Source organism: Duganella kummerowiae, from assembly GCF_053572355.1.
In genome coordinates, this window is the sequence record NZ_JBKFEH010000001.1 from 112,967 (window position 1) to 133,006 (window position 20,040).

The following is a 20,040-nucleotide window of genomic DNA, read 5'->3' on the forward strand; positions in this document are numbered from 1 at the left end:
ATGCCGCAACCCGCGCCGCACAGCATCGTACGCCAGGTCCTGGAGGTGGACTTCCGGGGCAGCGAGGCGGCGGGCATGGCGCTGCAGCGGCGCATGGCGGAACTGCATGCGCGCCAGCTGCTGCCGGTGATCGAGCAGACCCTGGAACGCTGCGCGCCGCCGCACGGCGTGCTGCGCATCGACAGGCTGGAGCTCGACGCCGGCAGCGTGCCGCTATCGCAACTGGAGCAGGCGCTGCCTGCCTTGCTCAAGTGCTGCCTGGATGAGGCGCTCGCCGCGCACCTTTCCACGGCGGACGCGGGACGCGCGCAGGGCGCACAGGGCGGCGCCAGTTTTCTCAGCACGGCGCAGGCCACGGACGAGGTGCTGGCGTATTTCCTGAACTACGGCACGCTGCCGGCGGCCTGCCACCTGGCCAACGGAACGACGCTGGAAGGCATGCTGCTGTCGGCCTGGCGCGAGGCGCCGATATCTGGCGCAACTGGCGTGGCCGGCGCGGCCCAGGCGGCGCCGGGCGAGCGCGGCATCAGTGCTGTGCTGGCGCAGGCCCTGGCGTCGGCCGCCGCCCGCGAGCGCGCATCGCGCCAGTTCACGGCTCCCGCGCTGGCAGCGCTGCTGGCGCGCATGTCGCCCGCACTGGCGCATGCGCTGGAGGTCAGCCTGGAAATCCTGCGCTGTCGTGGCGCGGGCGGCCGTGAACCGCCAGCCAGGCGCCTGCTGTGCGACTGCGCGCTGGCCGAAGCCGTGCGCGCCACGGCAGGCGCCGAGCCGCGGCGCATCCGCGAGGCGCTGGCGGCCGGCGATACGGAATTGGCCGTGACCCTGGCGCTGCGGCCCGTTTTTGCGCCCGGCGACACGTCGCAGTCGCCGGGCGGGCAGGACGCCGCAGCGCCGGCCGCGGCGGGAGCGGCGAGCCAAAGCCCGCTGTCGGCGTCTTCCCCGGGCACCGGCGGCGACGGCCATCCGGCCCAGCACAGTGGCATCTACGTCGACAACGCCGGCCTGGTGCTGCTGCATCCCTTTATCAACCGCCTGTTCGACAAACTGGGCGTCAGCGACGGCCCCATGCTGCTGGACGCCGGCCGCGCGCTCGCGCTGCTGCACTACCTGGCCACCGGCCGCGCCTGCGCGCCGGAATATGCGCTGGCGCTGGCCAAGGTGCTGTGCAATGTGCCGCTGACGGCCGGCGTGGAAGCGGATATCGCCGCCAGTCCTGAAGAGCAACTGGAGGCCGACGCCCTGCTGCAGGCCGTGATCGGCCACTGGACGGCGCTGCGCGGCACTTCTCCCGATGGCTTGCGCGGGGCCTTCCTGCTGCGCCCCGGCAAGCTCGTCATGCGCGCAGGCGAATGGCTGCTGCAGGTCGAGCAGCAGACCGCCGACATCCTGCTGGGCCAGCTGCCATGGGGGTATTCCGCCGTGCGCCTGCCGTGGATGGATGGCATCCTGTGGGTGGAGTGGGCATGAAAGCCAGCGCTGACAAATCCAGCACCAGCACGTCCAGCACCGGCACCGCCAGCCATGTGCACCGGGCTGCCAACCAGCCATTCTTCGCCAAGGCGGCGGGCCCCATCCAGGCCAAGCTGAGCGTCAACCAGCCCGGCGACAAGTTCGAGCAGGAAGCCGACCGCATGGCCGACCGCGTGCTGCGCGCGCCCGCGCGCCAGCCGTTGCCGGGCGCTGCGCTGCCGGATGAACGTCCGCGCGATGGCGCCCAGGACCGCATCTCGCGCAAGGAAACCGGTGGCGCGCCCGTGCTGGACGAAGCCGGCCAGTCGGCCCTGAACAGCAGCATGGCAGGCGGCAAACCCCTGTCCAGCGAGGTGCGCGGGCAGATGGAGCCGCATTTCGGCGCCGACTTCAGCACCGTGCGCATCCACGACGACCAGCCGGCCGCCACCCTGAGCAAGCGCCTGAGCGCGCGCGCCTTCACCTACCAGAACCACGTGTTCTTTGGCGAGGGCCAGTACCAGCCCGGCACTGGTGAAGGCAAGCACCTGCTGGCGCACGAGCTCACGCACACGGTGCAGCAGGGCCACGCCATCCAGCGCAGCCCGGCCAGTGGTGCGGCAGCTGCGTCAACAACGGCGTCAGCCCATATCTCAGCCCATATCCCAGCCCATATCTCATCCCCGGCGCAGGTCAGCGCCAACGCCGCCACACCCTCCATACAGCGTTTGGGCGTGCAGGATGCACTGGATTACTTCGCCGACAAGGCCTATTACCTGCCGGGCTACCGGCTGCTGTGCATCGTGCTGGGCTTCAACCCGATCAACCGCCGCAGCGAGGCGCGTACCGCCGCCAACATCCTGCGCGGGCTGGTGGAGGTCATTCCCGGCGGCGCGCTGGTGGCGCGGGCGCTCGATGCGCACGGCATCTTCAACCGCGCCGGCGCCTGGGTGGAACAAAAGATGGCGGCCCTGGCCGACATCGGCGGCGAGCTGGCGGCCGCGCTGCACCGCTTCCTGGACACGCTGAGCTGGACCGATATTTTCGACCTGGGCGGCGTGTGGGACCGCGCCAAGGCCATCTTCACCGCACCCATCGCTCGCCTGATCTCGTTTGGCGCCGGCGTGGTCGCCGAACTGCTGAACATGGTGCGCGAGGTGGTGCTGATGCCGCTGGCGGCGCTGGCCGAGGGCACGGCCGGCTACGACCTGCTCAAGGCGGTGCTGGGGCAGGACCCCATTACCGGCGTGGCCGTAGCGCGCTCGCCGGAGGTGCTGATCGGCGGCTTCATGAAGCTGATCGGCCAGGAGGAAATCTGGAAGAACATCCAGAAGGGGAACGCCATCGCGCGGGCCTGGGCCTGGTTCCAGGGGGCGCTGGCGGGGCTGATGGGCTTCGTGCGCGCCATTCCGGGCCAGGTCGTCGATACGCTGCGCAGCATCACCTGGGAAGACGTGGTCAGCATCACCGGCCTGTTTGCCAAGGTGGGCCGCGCTTTCCTGAACATTGCGGGCCAGTTCTTCAGCTGGGCCGGGGGCCAGGTCATCACCCTGCTGGAGATTATCTTCACCGTGGTGGCGCCCGGCGCCATCCCGTACGTGAAGAAAGCGCAGGGGGCGTTCCGCAGCATCATCCAGAACCCGGTCGGCTTCGCCGGCAACCTGGTGGCAGCCGGCAAGATGGGCTTCCAGGGCTTCGCCGCCAATATCGGAACACACCTGAAAACCGCGCTGGTCAAGTGGATCACGGGGCCGTTGGCGGAGGCGGGCGTGTACATTCCCAGGAGCTTCGAGCTGCTGGAAATCGTCAAGCTGGTGCTGTCCGTGCTGGGCCTGACCTGGACCAACATCCGCGCCAAGCTGGTCAAGATCATCCCCGAGCCGGTGCTGGTGCTGCTGGAGAAAACCGCCAGCGTGCTGGTGACCCTGGTGCGCGATGGTCCGGCCGCCGCCTGGCAGGAGATCAAGGCGGAGCTTAATGAACTCAAGGACAGCATGATCGCCAAGGTGACGGAAATGGTCACCAGCGAGATCGTCAAGGCCGCCGTGGCCAAGCTGGTCACCATGATCAACCCGGCCGGGGCCGTGATACAGGCCATCATCGCCATCTACAACACGATCACCTTCTTCATCCAGAAGATCAACCAGATCGCCGCCGTGGTGGGCTCCTTCATCGACTCGATATCGGCCATCGCCTCGGGCCAGCTGGCGGGAGCGGCCAAGAAGGTGGAACAGACCATGGCCAGCACCCTGACCGTGGTGATCGCCTTCCTGGCCAAGTTCGCCGGCCTCGGTGGCATACCGGACAAGCTGGTCGGCATCGTGCGCAAGATACGGGCGCCGATCGACAAGGGCCTGGACAAGATCGTGGCCTGGCTGGGCAACCTGCTCAAGAAGCTGGGCGCGGCCGCCAAAAAGGCACTGATGTGGTGGAAGAAGAAGGTACCGGTCAGCTTCGGCCGCGAAAGCCATACCTTGACCTTCGACGGCGAAAAGCGCGCGGCCAGGCTGGTATTGAGGTCGGCGCCCAAGCTGCCCTCGGTCTTCCTGTCCGACGTCATCAAGGACAAGAGCGTCCCGGCCGCCAAGAACCCGCAGGCCAAGGTCACGGCCATGCAGGGCCGCGAAGGCAAGGTGGCCACGCTGCAGGCCACGCTGGCCGCATTCGACGACAACAAGGCCCCGGCCACCAGCAATGCCGCCGCCGACACGGCGTCCGCCAGCCTGGACACGGAATTGCAGGGCATTGCCACCGATATCAACACCGCCTTCGTTGATTGGGGCATTGCCGAGGATGTGGTGATCAAGGCGGGCGACATTGCGCTCTCGCGCGGCAGCTTCAGCGTGTCCGGCCTGCTGGCCATCGCGGCCGACCACCTTGCCCGCAATCCGGCCAATATCAAGGACCTCAAGGCCAGCGCCAGCAAGAATCCGCAGCTGACCGGGCAGATGGTGTCGCTCAACCACAGCATGCAGCAGCTGGCGCGGCGCCATGTGGTGTCCTCATCGGACATGATCAACCACTACGAAAGTTCGCTGGTGGGCAAGAAGGTATCGGAGGCCAAGATCCTGATAGAACAGCGTTCCTCCATCGCCGAAGGGCGCACCCCGGTGGACGCCCTGTCGCTGGACGGTATCAAGGCCGGCGCCAACAAGCGCTACAACAAATTCTTCAGCTATGCGCGCAACCTGTTCATCGGCGGCCAGGCCGCCAACCTGGCCTACAGCTTCCGCCTGGACCGCGACCATCCGGACATGGCGGGCGTGCCGTCCAAGATCAATGACCACATTGCCCACGTCAAGCGGGCCTGGGCTTTCGACAGCAGCTTCACGCCTAGCGGATGGCCATGAGCAGGGATAATCCTTCGGCCGCCGCCAACCTGCAGATCGCCATCGATTACCTGGCCGGGTATATTGCCGCGCGCCTGCGCAACGCGCCGCTGGCGGAACTGGAGCAGGCGGTGCAGGCCAACGCCTACCGCGAGGATGGCTCGCCGTTCGCCGAATTCCTGCGCCAGCATGAACCCAGCTTCGAGGAATACATGGTGCTGCTGCTGGCGCTGCTGCCGCACATCCATCCCACCTTGCTGAACGAGCTGGTGGCGCAGCATTTGCCCGAGGGCGGCGACTTTCCCTCCTTCGGCGGCGTGCGCGGCGGCAGCCGCGCCCTGCTGGCCACCGGAGAAACGGTGCAGTTCATCCTGGCCGGCCAGCACATGCCGCTGCGGCTGGAAATCCAGCGCATGCTGGGCAGCGACCACTGGTTCGCGCGCCGGCGCATCCTGTGGCTGGAACCGGTGCGGGAAGGGGAGAGCGCCATGAGCGGGCGCCTGATCATGGCGCCGGACGTGGTCGAGATGCTGACCGTGGGCGAGGTGAGCAAGCCGCGCTTCAGCAGCGAGTTCCCGGCCGAGCTCCTGGAGACCGGCGTCGAGTGGGACGAGCTGGTGCTGGATGCCGACACCCTGCGCCAGATCGGCGACATCGAGCGCTGGATCAGCCACAAGGACACCCTGCTCCAGCACTGGGGCATGGGCCGCAAGATGAAACCGGGCTACCGCGCCCTGTTCCACGGCCCGCCCGGCACCGGCAAGACCCTGACGGCGGCGCTGCTGGGCCGCCGCACGGGACTCGATGTGTTCCGCGTCGACCTGTCGCGCGTGGTGTCCAAGTTCATCGGCGAGACCGAGAAAAACCTCGCCAGCCTGTTCGACAAGGCCGAGAACAAGCAATGGATACTATTCTTCGACGAGGCCGACGCCCTGTTCGGCAAGCGTACCGACATCCGCGACGCCCACGACAAATACGCCAACCAGGAAGTGGCCTACCTGCTGCAGCGCATAGAAAGCTACAACGGCCTGGTGATACTGGCCACCAACCAGCGCGGCAACATCGACGACGCATTCGTGCGCCGCTTCCAGAGCATGATCCACTTTGCCATTCCAGGGGCGGCGGAGCGCGAGGCCCTCTGGCGCCGCACCATGCCGCCCCAGGTGATGCTGGCGCCAGACCTGGACTGGAGCGCCGTCGCGCTGCGCCACGAGCTGAGCGGGGCCGGCATCCTGAACGTCTGCCACCATTGCGCGCTGCAGCTGCTGGCGGCCGGCGCCACCACCCTGGATGCCGCCACGCTGGAGCGCGCCATCCTGCGCGAGTATGTAAAAGAGGGCCGCGTGGTATGACATTTCCCTTATAATTGCGGCATGCAGAGAATGACGATACAACGCACGCTGACGCTGTGGCTGGCCGCACTGGCCGTGCTGTTTGCCGCGCTTGCGCCGTCGGTCTCGCATGCGCTGGCGGCCCGCACCATCACCTGGTCCGAGATCTGTACCGCCGAAGGCGCCAAGCTGGTGGCCGACCCGCAAAAGCAGCCTGCCGATCCGCTGCAGCACCATGTCAAGCATTGCCCGTACTGCGCCACGCACGGCGGCAGCACCACCTTGCCGCCGCCGCTGCCGGTCAGCTTCGCCATCATAGTCGGACACGACCTCTATCCTCCGCTGTACTACCGCGCGCCCGCTACGCTGCACAGCTGGGCCGCCGCCCATCCGCGCGGACCTCCCCGCGTCGCCTGACCTTCCGTAGACCGGTGCGGCCGCACGCCGCCGCCGGCCGCTTCCCGATACCACACTCCCGCTGCCGCGCATGTGCGCGAGCAGCGCGCCGGCGTTGGCGCCGGCCATCGAGACATACCTGAGGACTCAGCATGACGCATTACCGACTCAAGCCCATCCTGGCCAGCCTGCTGGCCGTGTTCGCCCATCACGCCGCCGCCGAAGAGAGCGCCCCCATGGAGACCGTCACCATACAGGGCAGCCGCCCGACCTCGCTCCCGGCCCAGATCCCGACCACCATCGAAGGCGTGACCGGCGCCGACATCGCGCGCACCATCAATGCCACCGACGCGGAAGACGCGCTCAAATACCTGCCCAGCCTGCTGGTGCGCAAGCGCTACAACGGCGATTACAACCACGCCGTGCTGTCCACGCGCGCCTCGGGTACCGGCAACAGCGCCCGTTCCGCTGTCTATGCGGACGGCATCCTGCTGTCCAATTATCTCGGCAACGGCGCCACTTTCGCGCCGCGCTGGGGCATGGTCAGCCCGGAGGAAATCGAGCGTGTGGACGTGCTGTACGGGCCGTTCTCGGCGGCCTACGGCGGCAACTCGGCGGGCGCCGTGGTCGACTACGTGACGCGCATGCCGACCAGCTTCGAAGCGCACGCCAAGGTGGCGCTCACGCGCCAGCACTTCGCACTGTATAACACCGACGACAACTACAACGGCAGGCAGATGAGCTTCTCGCTGGGCGATCGCGTTGGACCATGGTCCTGGTTCCTGGACGTCAGCCGCAACGACAGCGAAGGCCAGCCGCTCACCTTCATCACCCGGGCGCCTGGCGCGGGCAGCGCCGGGACTGCGGGAACTGCAGTCAGCGGCGCCGTGCCCGGCCTGGACCGGGCCAACCAGGCCTGGCTGATACTGGGCGCCGGCACCCAGTACCACACCATCCAGGACCATGTGAAGGCCAAGCTGGCCTACGACGTCAGCCCCACCATCCGCGCCAGCTACACCCTGGGCTGGTGGGGCAACGATGCCGAAGGCCGGTCCGCCAGCTACCTGCGCGACGCAGCCGGGCAGCCGGTGTACAGCGGCGCCGTGAACGTCGCAGGCCGCAGCTACTCGCTGGCGCGCACGGACTTCAGCCAGTCCAACGAGGAATTGCGGCACACCATGCACGGACTGTCCATCAAGAGCCATGCCAGATCGGTATTCGACTGGGAGCTGGCGGCCAGCCTGTACGACTATGGCAAGGACATCCTGCGCGCGCCCACGGCCAGCGGCGGGCGCATCGTCAACCAGGGCGGCACCGGCTGGAACACCCTGGCCGCCAAGGGCATCTGGCGACCGGAAGGCCTGGGCGGCGCGCACATCGTGGAATTCGGTGTCCAGCGCGAAGCCTACAAATTGAACAGCGTGGAAAACGCCACCAGCAACTGGGTGGACGGCGCCCCCGGCGCGCGCAATTCCGCCTTCAGCGGCAGGACCGCCATCGACGCCCTGTATGCGCAGGATGCCTGGAGATTCAGCCCGCGCTGGAAGGCGGTGCTGGGCGCCCGCCTGGAATACTGGGCGGCGCGCGACGGCAAGACCTCCAACGCCACCACCACGGTGCCGCAAGGCGAGCGCAAGGAACACCATGTCTCGCCCAAGGCAGCCCTGTCCTACCTGGCCAGCGAGGACTGGACCCTGAAAGCCTCGCTGGGCCGCGCGGTGCGCATGCCGACCGTGTCCGAGCTGTACCAGGGCGGCATCAACAGCCTGGGACAGCTGATCAACAACGATCCCAATCTGAAGCCGGAGCAATCCTGGACCACGGAATGGACTGCGGAACGCCGCCTGGAACAGGGCCGCCTGCGCCTCACGGCCTTTGCCGAACACACCACGGACGCTCTGTACTCGCAAGTCAACACCCTGGCCGGTTCCACGGCCAGCACCATCCAGAACATAGACCGCATCCGCACCAGGGGCCTGGAGGCCGCGTACGAGAAATCCGACGTGCTGCTGCGCGGCCTGGACCTGAACGCCAGCGCCACCTGGACCGACTCGACCATCACGAAGAACGACAAGTTCGCGGCCAGCGTGGGCAAATGGCAGCCGCGCATTCCGCAATGGCGGGCCACCGGTGTGGCGATCTGGCGCGCCACCGACAAGCTGGCCTGGACCCTGGCCGCGCGCTACAGCGGCAAGCAGTATTCGACGCTGGACAACAGCGATCCGAATGGCTTTGCCTACATGGGCGCCAGCAAATACTTCACGGCCGACACCCGCCTGACCTATCGCTTCAACCCGCAGTGGAGCGGGGCACTGGGCATCGACAACCTGAACAACTACACCTACTGGAACTTCCACCCCTACACCCAGCGCACCCTGGTGGCGGAGTTGAAGTTTGACTTGTAGGTGTTGGCGTTCCCAGGGGGCTGGCTACCTGCGGCCCCCTTCGGAAAATTGCCAATAGTCGATATTGAACAAGGGCTCCCTTCCTTTCCCCTTGAAGACGAAGAACACGTCCTTGACTCCTGGTACGCTTTTCACCTCGGTCTGGCGTAGCTGCCAGGTGTTCCAATCCCCGGTGCGAGGTACCGTCAAGGTGCCGATGAGCTCTCCATCGACGGCGCCCAGGCGGATTTCCATTTGCCCGCCCTGGCCCCCGCTGGCCACGGCTGCGGAAAACCCCGTGGCGCCTTTCGCGCCGAAATCGACGCCGGCAACCTTGATATAGCTGCGGTCCAGAATATTGGTGACGTACACACTGCCATCCGCCGCTTGTGCGGTGGTGACGCCCGGGGCCCAGTCGAACGGCCGGTCCCAGGGGTGGGGGAGTCGCGAGGTCCACGCGATCGTTTCAGCCTCCACACGTTTGTAGGGGTCAAGATGTTCAAGCTGCTGTACACCCTCCGCATTCCACCAGGACAGGGTGGAGATGGTGCCATCCCGTTCATAGCCGAAGCTGGCGACCGTTACCGACCGGCGCTCCCGGTGTATGGGGGTCTGGGCGAAATTCAGTTGGTAGTTGAAGCCAAAAAGATAGGAATGTCCCTTGTAGTCGACGATGCCTGGATGATTTCCGCTCGATGCGGGGGTGGGATGCATGATCATGCCCTTGTAATTCCAGGGCCCGGTGGGGGAGTCGCTCATGGCATAGCCGATGCCCTCCGGGCAGCAAGTCGAGGCGTACGCCATGTAATAGCGGCCGCTGCGCTTGTAAAACCAGGGCCCTTCCTGGTAATTGGCCGGTTTGCCGGTGGCCTTGGTCACACTGCCGGAATAGGAAATCATGTCCCGGTTCAGCTTCACATACCAGAGCTCGGGGTTGCCCCAGTACAGGTAGGCCTGCCCGTCGTCGTCGATGGCCACCGTCGGATCGATATAGCCCACCGCCTTGTCGATCAGGGGATGGCCGAGTGCATCGCGGAAGGGGCCTGCCGGATGATCGGCCACTGCCACGGCAATCACATTCTTGGGCCAGCCGGCCACGCTGACCGGAACATACAGGTAGAACTTGCCGTCCCGTTCCACCACCTGGGGCGCCCACGCGTCGTTGGTTTGTACCGCCCATGGAAAGGTCGACAGCGACGCCACCACGCCGTGGTCGCGCCAGTTGACCATGTCCGTGGTGGAATACAGCATCCAGTTGAGCATCTTGAAGCCCTGCGCGTCCTCTTCGTCATGGCTGGTGTACAGGTACAGCACCCCATCGTGCACCATGGGGGCAGGGTCCGCGGTAAACCTGGTCTGGATGATCGGGTTGCCTGCCTCGGCCCGCAGTGCCAGGCAGGCCAGGGCTATCATCGCACCGAACAGTATCCTCGTCTTCATTGAGCCTCCCTTATTGCGCGAGATTTTTTGTGGCGGGCAATCTTGGGCTTTCCGGCGGCCCCAGGTAGCTGGGCTTGAGTCCGCCCGCGTCCAGCACCAGCCGCTGCAGCACCAGCCCCGGGTCCAGTGTCCAGAATTTGACGACGTGGCTAACGGGCGCGTCCACACGGTGCGTGGTGACGAAGGACGCCACACCGTCAGACACGATGCGGCGCCAATGTCCCTCGCTCTGGTCGGCGTGCACATTGACTTCCTGGGGCGGGCCGTCGTCGATGGAAATGGCGTAGCGCAATCCCTGGCCCGGCTGGAATTTCTGCGTGGGGCCCAGCACGGCGCTCACCTTGAGTTCGCCGGCGGTAAACAACTGGACGTCATACTCCAGCCGCATGCCGTCCGCCACGGCCAGCGCAGGCGCGGCCGATGGCATGGGGGTCACTCCCGACAGCGTGCGGCCGTAGCCCGGTATCGTCAGCCACTGGCGTCCCGGCGCCGCCACCGCGCGGCTATAGTGCTCAGCCTCGATGGCCACCACGCCGCCGGTTTCCACATGCCCCGTCCCGGCCGCCGGCCGCGCATGGACCGGCACCTTGATGGTCACGGCCGCCTTGTCGGGGCCGCGCACCACCAGTTCCGCCTGCGTCACTCCCACCGGCGCCGCATCCCAATCGACATCCACAACGATGCGTTGCTCCTTGCTCACCCGTCCGGCCGCATGACTGAGCTTGATCCATGGATGGCTGGCCGTGATGGTGTAATCGAAGGCGGGGCCGCCGCGGCTGAACACATCGAGGTAATGGGGCGCGCGCTGGTAGCGGTCAAATGGCGGCAGGACCAGCTGATGGACAGGGAACACTGGCCAGGCCGTGGCGTCTCCCTCCACCGCCACCCCCATCAGGTCGGAGGGATGGATGCCGTTGGGCGCCGCCAATTGCCCGGCGCCGGGCACGCGCAATTCGGCCACGGCCGGCATCACGTCGCGGTAAGGCTGGTCCCAATTGGTGTAGCCGAAGCGCGTCTGCGACATCATGTGGTTCCACTTGCCGCCTGCCGTATCCTGCTGGTAGCGCCGCGTCAGGTCCGCATCGGCCTGGAACAGGCGGCGCACCCGGGCCGCCATGTCGTTGGTGGCAACCCGCCCCTGGCGCGCATACAGCTGGTTCCATCCCGCCGATACATACATGTCCAGCGCATTGGCCGAGGCCAGCACGGGATATTCGACCAGCTGGAACCAGGCGTCGCGCATGGCGCGCGGCAGCATCTTGCCGACCTGTGCGGCCTCGGCTGCCAGCGCCTGGTAATCCGCCACGGCCCGTTCCGCCTCGCGATAGTGCAGCAGGCTGTAGGTATCGGGCGCCAGCTGTTCGGGACGGCGGCGCGCATTGTAGCGGGTGTACTTGTCCACGATGGCGGCAATGCGCTCGGCATGGGTGGCGCCAAACTCGCGCGCAGCCCAGCGCCGCAGGTAGCCGGGCAGCTCCGCGGCCGGCCACGCCGCCGGGTTCCAGGCGTAGGCGAGGAAAAATTCGGTCGGCACTTCCATCGGCTTCAGGTCGCCCACGTTGACGACCCAAAGGCGGTTCGCCGCGTAGGAATTGGCCAGGTTCATCTGCTCCCACACCTTGGGGATCTGCGTCACGTTCAGCCATTTGTAGGAGCGCGGAACGCCCACGTAGTCGAAGTGGTAGTACACGCCGGCGCCACCGCTACGCTTGCGCTCCTCCGGCGTCGGCAGGCGGCGGATGTTGCCCCAGTTGTCGTCGCACCAGAGCAGCAGCATGTCGTCCGGCACCCGCATGCCCTTCTCGTAGTATTCCTGCACCTCCTTGTACAGCGCCCACAGCTGCGGCACGGTTTCTGGCGGCCGGCCCCACTCCTTGCGGATCAACTCACGCTGGTCATGCACGATACGCTCCAGCAGCCCCACGTTGGCCTGCTCGGACATGGGCTCATCTCCGTCGCCCCGCATCGCCATCGTGACCACGCTCTCATAGCCTCGGGTATTGCGCAGGCCGCCGGCCCAGAACTCGCGCAGTGTGTCGCCGTTCTTCTGGTAGTCCCATGCTCCCTTGCCGTAGCGGCGCCATTCCTGCTGTGCACGCATCATGGGTTCGTGGTGCGAGGTTCCCATCACGATACCCATGGTGTCGGCCAGCTTGCCATTGGCCTTGTCATCGTCGTAGAAAGACGAATACCACATGGCCGGCCACAGGTAGTTGGCGCGCAGGCGCAGCATCAGTTCGAACAGTTTTTCGTAGAATTGACTATTAAAGCCGCCAAAACGCTGCTTGGCCCAGTTGGTCAGGGCAGGGGCCTCGTCGTTCAGGAAGATGCCGCGGTACTGTACCGCCGGCTTTTCCTGCACGCGGGTGCCCAGCGGCACGGTGAGCGTACGGTGGCGCTGCACCGGCACATCGGCCCACCAATACCATGGCGACACCCCGATTTGCTCTGACAGCGTATAGATGCCGTAAATCGCGCCCCGCTTGTCGCTACCCGCGATCACCAGCGCCCGCTTGACTCCCGGCATGGGATCGGCGACCGCCTGGATCACGAACCCTTCCCATGCACCCGCCAGCGAAGATGTGTCCAGCTTGCCTTCGGCTGCCAGCCTGTCTATCACCTCATGCTTGCCCAGTGTGCCGGCAATGATCAGGTCTGGCGCCGACGCGGTGCCGGAGGACAGCCATGCGGGCGTCATGCCGCTGACCTTGCCTATATCGTTTTGCAGGTCGCGGGCGGCGCGCAATACGCCGGGATAGTCGGTCGGCGACACCAGCAGCGGCGCAACCCGCCCCGGCGCCGCCACCACGACGCCGTCGCGGCCCTCCGTGTTGACGAACTGCGCGGTCCCGATGGCCCGGGCCAGCGGCGCCGCGAACGCGATCGCCATAGTCACCAGAAAAAAGGAAAACAGGCGGGTCCGGGCGGACCAGATCCTTACTGACATGTGTGCTCCTTGTTATAAACCGCAATTAACGTATGGCGGGGGAATCGCACCGGTCCCGGCAGGCCGTCATTGGACGCCTGGATTCCTGGGGCGAGGGGGCGGACCGAAGTAGCTGTCCGGCAGCGGACTGTCGTAGACCGTCAGCTTCTGCAAGACGATGGTCGGGTCCACCATGTAGATCTTCAGCACCTGTTTTCCAGGCTTGTCCAGCGTGACCTGAAAACGCATGACGCGGGCGTTGTTGCCTGTGTTGCGACTATGGTATTTGCCGAGAAAGCTTTCCTCGGACCCGCGCTGGCCGCCGGGGAAGACCCTGGCAATCTGTGGCGCCTGATCGCCGACGGCGAGGGCGATCGCCAGCTCGCGTCCGGGGTAGTTGTCCAGCGTGGGCCCGGTCAGGAGGTCGACAGTCCAGGTGCCGGCATGGGCGAAATAGACGGGATACTCAAGGCGCGCGGCATCGGCCGCCCGGTGGACGGTGGCGGCGGTCACGGGGAAGATGGTCATTCCCCCGCTGGCGCGTCCATAGTCGGGTATGGCTTCCCAGCGCGCGCCGACGCCGGGCAGGTTGCGCACCGCGTCCGTGGCCTCGAAGGCGATGGCGCCAGCCAGGCCGCCGAAAGCGCCGGCGGCCGCCTCGGCCTGCTCCGCGCTGGCGCGGGTGGCCCAGGCATCGACCATCCATTGCTGCCCACCGCCCTCGACCTTGATGCGCGCCAGTTGCGCCGGCCCGGCCGGCACCCGGGACCAGTCGACTTCCACCCACACACGTTCGTCCTTGCCGCCATCCGGCAGCGGCTCCCTGGCCAGCCTGATCCAGGGCTGGTCGGCGCTGACCACGTAGCGGGGCGGCTGGTCATCCCTGGAAAACACCTCGATATAGGAGCGCTGCTTGTTGATCGAATCAAATGCGGGCAGCCGGGCCTGGCCGCCCGCGGGCCAGGCCTGTGCCGAGCCGTCGACGGCAATCCCGATAGCGCCTGCTGCGCCCGGCGCGACACGGGTGGTGGAAGGCAGCAGATTCACCGGCGGCGAGCGCCAGTCCTGGTAGCCTATGTGGGTCTGGTCCATCATGTGCCGCCACTTGCCGCCGGCCAGCTGCTGGTTGTAGTAATCGGATAATTCCTGGTCGCGCCGGAACAGCGCGAGTACCCGTTCAGCCTCGGCATTGGCGGCATAACGGCCCTGGTCCGCATACAGCTTGTTGCGCCCGGCGGCCTGGTACAGATCGATGAAGTTGGACAGGGCCAGGATGGGATGCAGCACCAGCTGGTAATAGGCGTCCTGCTGCTCAGGCGGGATCTGCGCCTTGAGCGCCCGGGCCCGGCGGCTCAGGTCATGCCAGGCTTCCGACACCCGCTCCGCTTCGCGATAATGGACCAGGCTGAAGGTATCCGGACGCACCAGCTCCGGCTTGCGCCATGCGCTGTACTTGGCATAGCGCGATACCAGATCGGCAATCTCGGCTGCGTGCTCCGGACCGAACTCGCGCGCCGCCCAGCGCCCGGTCCAGGCGCCGATGTCCTGCCTGCCGATGGCGTCGGGCGCCCAGGCCATGCGCAGGAAGAATTCAATCGGAATTTCCAGGGGCTTGAGGTCGCCCACATTGGCGATCCAGATCTGATCGGCGCCGTAGGCATGGGCCAGGTTCATCTGTTCCCAGATCTTGGGCAGGGGATTACTGTTCAGCCATTTGTACGAGAACGGTCCGCCGTTCATGTCCATATGAAAATAGATGCCCGCGCCGCCGCTGCGCCGGCGTTCGGCCGGCGTCGGCAGGCGCCGCAGGTTGCCGACATTGTCGTCGGTGAACAGCAGGGTGACGTTATCGGGCACCGTCAAGCCGGCGTCGTAGTATTTCTGGACTTCCGTGAAGAGCGCCCACAGCTGGGGAACCTGGTGCTGGTCGATACCCATCTCATCGGTGATGATGCGCTGCTGGTCGCCGATGATTTTTTCTATCAGCCGCTTGTTGGCGTCGAGTCCGCCCGCATCAGGCATGGCCACGTCGCCGTCGCCGCGCATACCCATGGTCATGATGCTTTCGTAAGCCTTGTTACGGCGCACGCCGTCCGCGAAGAAGCGCTTCAAGCCTGCTTCATTGGTCAGATAATTCCATTCGCCATTGCCGTACTGCGGGCGGTGATACAGCCATTCGCGATGGGAACGTATCATCGGCTCGTGGTGGCTGGTTCCCATCACGATGCCGTAGGCGTCCGCCAGCCTGGGATTGTCGGGATCATCCTCGTTGAAGGCGCTGCTCCACATCGCCGGCCACAGGTAATTGGCGCGCAGCCGTAAGAGCAACTCAAACATGTGGGTGTACATCCTGGCATTGAGTCCGCCGAATTTGGCGCGCGCCCAGCCAGCCAGGGCCGGCTCCTCATCATTGATGAAAATGCCGCGATACTTCACGGCCGGCGGCCCCTGGGTGTAAACACCTGCCTGGGCGAACAGGACCGGGCTACGTTTGGGCGGAACGTCGGCCCACCAGTACCAGGGGGACACGCCGATTTGTTCGGAAATCTCGTAGATGCCGTAGATGGCGCCCCGCTTGTCGCTGCCGGCGATCACCAGGGCGCGCTCGATGCCGGGCAAGGGCTGTTCGACAGTGGCGATGACAAATGCCTCCCAGCGTCCACGAACCTGGTCGACGTTCAGCTTGCCGGATTTGACCAGCTGATCGATAGGCCGGCTCTTGCCGATGGTGCCGATGATGATCGCGGTCCTGGTGCCGCCGGCAGGCGTACTGTTCAGTACTACCGGCTTGTTGCCGCTGACCACGCCTATGTCGTTGGACAGGTCACGCGCGGCACGCAACACTCCCCAATGATCGTCAGCATCAAGCAACAGCGGTGTTGCATTACCGGGTGCGGCGATCATCACGCCCCGGCTATCCGACACTCCGGTGACCAAGGGTTGCCGCAGTCCGAGGCTGGGTTGAGCGCCAGCAGGCGGGATGCCGCACGCCAGCAACGCGCCTGCAAACAGGCCGGGAAACAGGCCAGGAAACAGGCCAGGAAACAGGCCGGGAAACAGGCCGGGAAACAGCCGCGGCAGCCGTGCCGTCCAGGCCCGCAGCATGCTCATGCCTGCCAGCCAACGCGTGACTAGCTGCCGCTCGAGTGGTCGATTCATCTTGTCTCCGTCTCTAGTTCATCTGAGCAGACTGCGCTGCTTTTTGCGGCCAGTCTAAAGTTCGGGAATTCGCAAGTCAACATTTAATAATTTTTTTGTTATGCGCAATCATGCGTACCGCTCCAAGGAGCACAAGAATACTTTTTTTGAATCGCCCGATCCAAAGACAGCATTGGCCAATAGCCGGCGGGACTAGTAAATTTCAGCTGTCCAGCGAGCCGGAACTTGCCGTCGCGACGCTCCCTTCTCCAGCAATCTTGGTGGCGCTAACATGCAGGAATTCAAAAAATGTTAGCGCCAATCTTTTTTTGCAGAGGACGCCGAGGCGTGGTCCGGCAGGCGGTGCCGGCCAATAACCGACATCCGGCGTGGATACAACCACAGGCGCAAGCCCACAAAAGAACAGGAGACACGATGAATCAATTCCCGCATGGCGCAGCAACGCGCCGGATGGCCGCTGGCCGTGACGTATTTGCGCTGAGCGTGCTGGCAGCAATGATTTCCAATGCGTATGCGCAAACAAATCCGGCGCCCGCACAGCAGCCGGCAGCGCAGCCGGCAACCACCGCCCAGGCTCCCGCCAGCGACACGCCGTTGACCACCGTCACCGTATCGGGATATCGCAGTTCGCTATCGATGTCGGCGATGGAGAAGCGCGACAACATAGGCTTGAGTGATTCGGTGTTCGCGGAGGACATGGGCAAATTTCCCGATCCGAATATCGCGGATGCATTGGCCCGGGTGCCGGGCGTCACGATTTCGCGCAGCGAGCTCGACGGGGAAGGCACCAGTATCTCCATCCGTGGCATGGGTGCGGCCTTTACCCGCGTGACCTTGAATGGCGCGCCCATGTCGTCGGCGTCCGGTGGTGGCTATGGCAGTACGCCCAGCGCCAACCGTGAAGTCGATCTCGATTTCCTCCCATCGGAGTTGTTCAGGCGCGCGACGGTGTACAAGAGTGCGGTGGCAAGCATGCTGGAGGGAGGCATCGCTGGCAACGTCGACATGCGCAGCGTACGCCCCTTCGACAAGAGCGGCTTTCGCTCGGCGTTTACGGTCAGCGGCAATTATCGCGACCTGGACGGCAAGTTTGGCAATACGGGATCTGGGCTGGTCAGCAACACCTGGAACACCGGCATAGGCAAGATAGGCGTGCTCGGTGGTTTTGCCTTTGGTAACACCAAATTCTTCACGGAGAAGTTCGAAGCGGTGGACATGCGGAATTTCCAGCTGCTGTCGAATCAAAGCTCGGCTGCGGACAACCCCAACAGCACGGCGGGCGGCTCGATGTCCACGCCCACGGTGGTGCCGGCCGGACTGCCGCTCGATCAGTTGCCGGACTACGCCAGGGCGGTGCTGGTGCCTGGAGCGACCATCGACAAGGCCATGCTGCTGGCGCTCAATCCCGGGGCCACCATCCAGCAAATCGACAACGGGCTGATGGGGCGCCTGGGCCGCCACATGCTGCTGTACGGCGACCGCCAGCGCAAGGGCGAGGTACTGAGCCTGCAATGGCAACCCAACCAGGATTGGAACGTCTACCTGGACAGCATCTTTGCCCAGAAAGGCAGCACCTTCGTGCAAGAGAGCATGAACGCCGGCACCCGTCCAGCGACGCCTATCCCGATCGGCCTGACCTTCGACCGCAGCGACTGCAGCGCCGGCTGCACGATTACCAGCGGTATCTTCGCCAATACTTTCTGGGGCATGGAATTCCGGCCGCAAAAGGAAAACACGCATTTCCGCAGTTTCAATCCGGGCTTTGAGTTCCGCCCCAGCGACAAGCTGACCATAGACGGTAATCTCAACTACACGTCCAGTTCCTTCTATCGCCTCGCGCCCAGCATACTGCTGGCAACGCAGTCGGCGCCCTCGGTCATCAAGTACGACAACACCACGGCCGGGGAAACGCCTCTGTACACCAGCAACACCAACCTGAACGATCCCAATGCAGGGTGGGGCTGGTATCAATCGTCAAATGGGGGCGCTTCCGCCTTGCGCACCAACCTCTATGAACGCACCAACACCACCAAGGGGGCGCGCCTGAATCTCACCTGGGGGGATGAGGACTTCACCGTCAAGGGCGGCGCAGTGCGTGATGATATTTCTAGGCGTTATTTCAACTGGGACCAGCAACCCAACAATGCCTGGCAAAACATCGCTTGCGGCAACAACATGAATGACAGCTTCTTTGCGCCGAATACCACCATCCAGGGCAGCTGCGACGGCCGCGTCGCTCCGGGGCCGGTATCCGCCACCGCCTATCCCGGCTATGGCACCGGGGTGACGGCCGGCGCCAGCACTCCGCTGGCCTACCTGGGTTCGGTCGTACCGAACAGCAAGGTGGCCAGCTATCTGTCGCCGGGCAGCCACGGCTTTGTCGTTTTGAATTGGCCGCAATTTGCACAGGACACGAATTACCAGACCATCCTGGACAACCTGCGTAACAACATCACTTCCAGCAACGCGTCCTCCATCGGCGGTTATTTGCGCGAGGTGGTGGATTCCGCCTACGCGGAGGTCACCGGACGTACCCAGTTCTTCGGCCGCACCTTGCGCTATGACGGCGGCCTGCGCTACGCCCGCACGGTACAGACCATAGGCACCTCGGTTTACCAGGAAGACCCGCGCAACGCCACGCTGAGCCAGGGCGGCTTGTACCCGGGCACCCTCGGTTGGGTGTACGAGACCAAGAAGTACAGCAATGTCCTGCCATCCGGTGCACTGGCATATAACCTGCGGAAGGATGTGATATTGCGCGTGGCCGCCTCGAAATCGATGACGCGCGCCAATCCGAACGATCTGAAACAAACCCGGTTGTACCTCGGTGACCAGGCCCTGGCAACGGCATCGGTGACGAATCCGAACCTGAAGCCCTTCCGGGCCAACAATCTCGACCTGGGACTGGAGTGGTACTACGCTAAAGAGGCTTACTTTGCCGCCGGCGTATTCGCCAAGGATTTGCTCGACCGTCCACTGACCAAGACCAACATCTACACGCTGACGCAGCTGCAACAAAAATATAGCGATCTGCCGTTCACCTTGTCGCAGCAGCAGCAGCTGGTGGTGGACAACGATGGCGGCCCGGACAAGCACTTGATTGCGGTGAGCGAACCGGTGAACATTACGTCCAAGCTCAAGGTGCGCGGTATCGAGCTGTCGTGGCAGCAGCCGCTGGATATGTTGCCGGTCAAGGGCTTCGGCTTCGCCGCCAACTTTACCTACACCCGCCAGAAGGATGAGACGCCGGGCGGCCCGCCGGTGGCCAACGTCCCGCCCCGCACCAACAACTTGAGCGTGTATTACGAGCGCAATGGCGTCAATGTGCGTGTCTCGCGCCAATACCAGGCATCCATGGTCATCAATGCCTCCACCGGGATCATACCGCCAGCATCGACCGGCCAAACCGCCTATGCCTACAGTACGGCGCGCCAGCAGGTTGACTTGTCCGTGGGCGCGAACTTGAAAAAGTTACTGGATTTGAGCAACGATATCAGCCTGACCCTCAGCGTGTGGAACCTGAACAATGCAGTCAGCCAGTCCTATGTTCAGTATCCAAACGCGGTGTACGCCCAGAACAAGCCCGGCCGCAGTTTTACCTTGTCGGCACGGGCCACGTTCTGAGG

Annotated in this window: 9 protein-coding genes; 6 read left to right on the plus strand and 3 right to left on the minus strand. The window is 64.9% G+C overall.

What is annotated here, in order from left to right:
• From ACLB1G_RS00475 to ACLB1G_RS00495, 5 genes are all read left to right on the plus strand, one after another.
• Positions 1–1,467, plus strand: a complete 1,467-nt coding sequence (locus ACLB1G_RS00475; RefSeq protein WP_491625206.1) for a contractile injection system tape measure protein — start codon at positions 1–3, stop codon at positions 1,465–1,467.
• Positions 1,464–4,799: an eCIS core domain-containing protein gene (locus ACLB1G_RS00480; protein ID WP_491625207.1), complete on the plus strand. Its 3,336-nt coding sequence runs from the start codon at positions 1,464–1,466 to the stop codon at positions 4,797–4,799. The genes ACLB1G_RS00475 and ACLB1G_RS00480 overlap by 4 nt, the downstream gene beginning before the upstream one ends.
• A complete protein-coding gene (locus ACLB1G_RS00485) occupies positions 4,796–6,130 on the plus strand; it encodes an ATP-binding protein (protein ID WP_491625208.1) in 1,335 nt (444 codons plus the stop codon). The genes ACLB1G_RS00480 and ACLB1G_RS00485 overlap by 4 nt, the downstream gene beginning before the upstream one ends.
• A gap of 30 nt (positions 6,131–6,160) precedes the next feature.
• Positions 6,161–6,526, plus strand: coding sequence for a DUF2946 family protein (locus ACLB1G_RS00490; RefSeq protein WP_491625209.1), 366 nt, complete (start codon positions 6,161–6,163; stop codon positions 6,524–6,526).
• A 131-nt stretch (positions 6,527–6,657) separates the two neighbouring features.
• On the plus strand, positions 6,658–8,910 hold the full coding sequence (locus tag ACLB1G_RS00495; RefSeq protein ID WP_491625210.1) for a TonB-dependent receptor: 2,253 nt from the start codon (positions 6,658–6,660) through the stop codon (positions 8,908–8,910).
• A 24-nt stretch (positions 8,911–8,934) separates the two neighbouring features.
• On the opposite strand, the gene ACLB1G_RS00500 is transcribed toward ACLB1G_RS00495, so the two are convergent.
• The 3 genes from ACLB1G_RS00500 to ACLB1G_RS00510 form a co-directional block, all read right to left on the minus strand.
• Complete coding sequence (locus ACLB1G_RS00500) at positions 8,935–10,329, minus strand: glycoside hydrolase family 43 protein (RefSeq protein WP_491625211.1); 1,395 nt, start codon at positions 10,327–10,329, stop codon at positions 8,935–8,937.
• 10 nt (positions 10,330–10,339) lie between these two features.
• Entirely contained in the window at positions 10,340–13,219 is a 2,880-nt protein-coding gene (locus tag ACLB1G_RS00505; protein ID WP_491625212.1) for a glycosyl hydrolase 115 family protein, read from the minus strand.
• 123 nt (positions 13,220–13,342) lie between these two features.
• On the minus strand, positions 13,343–16,096 hold the full coding sequence (locus ACLB1G_RS00510; protein WP_491625213.1) for a glycosyl hydrolase 115 family protein: 2,754 nt from the start codon (positions 16,094–16,096) through the stop codon (positions 13,343–13,345).
• A gap of 732 nt (positions 16,097–16,828) precedes the next feature.
• Between ACLB1G_RS00510 and ACLB1G_RS00515 the strand changes: the two genes are divergently transcribed.
• The gene (locus tag ACLB1G_RS00515) at positions 16,829–20,038 is read left to right on the plus strand and encodes a TonB-dependent receptor (protein ID WP_491625214.1); all 3,210 of its coding nucleotides are present in this window, start codon (positions 16,829–16,831) and stop codon (positions 20,036–20,038) included.
• Positions 20,039–20,040 lie beyond the last annotated feature (2 nt).

Coding starts and splice junctions, on each gene's coding strand:
- ACLB1G_RS00480 (WP_491625207.1), top strand. CDS start 1,464: ATGAAAGCCAGCGCTGACAAATCCAGCACCAGCACGTCCAGCACCGGC.
- ACLB1G_RS00490 (WP_491625209.1), top strand. CDS start 6,161: ATGACGATACAACGCACGCTGACGCTGTGGCTGGCCGCACTGGCCGTG.
- ACLB1G_RS00500 (WP_491625211.1), bottom strand. CDS start 10,329: ATGAAGACGAGGATACTGTTCGGTGCGATGATAGCCCTGGCCTGCCTG.
- ACLB1G_RS00475 (WP_491625206.1), top strand. CDS start 1: ATGCCGCAACCCGCGCCGCACAGCATCGTACGCCAGGTCCTGGAGGTG.
- ACLB1G_RS00485 (WP_491625208.1), top strand. CDS start 4,796: ATGAGCAGGGATAATCCTTCGGCCGCCGCCAACCTGCAGATCGCCATC.
- ACLB1G_RS00505 (WP_491625212.1), bottom strand. CDS start 13,219: ATGGCGATCGCGTTCGCGGCGCCGCTGGCCCGGGCCATCGGGACCGCG.
- ACLB1G_RS00495 (WP_491625210.1), top strand. CDS start 6,658: ATGACGCATTACCGACTCAAGCCCATCCTGGCCAGCCTGCTGGCCGTG.
- ACLB1G_RS00515 (WP_491625214.1), top strand. CDS start 16,829: ATGAATCAATTCCCGCATGGCGCAGCAACGCGCCGGATGGCCGCTGGC.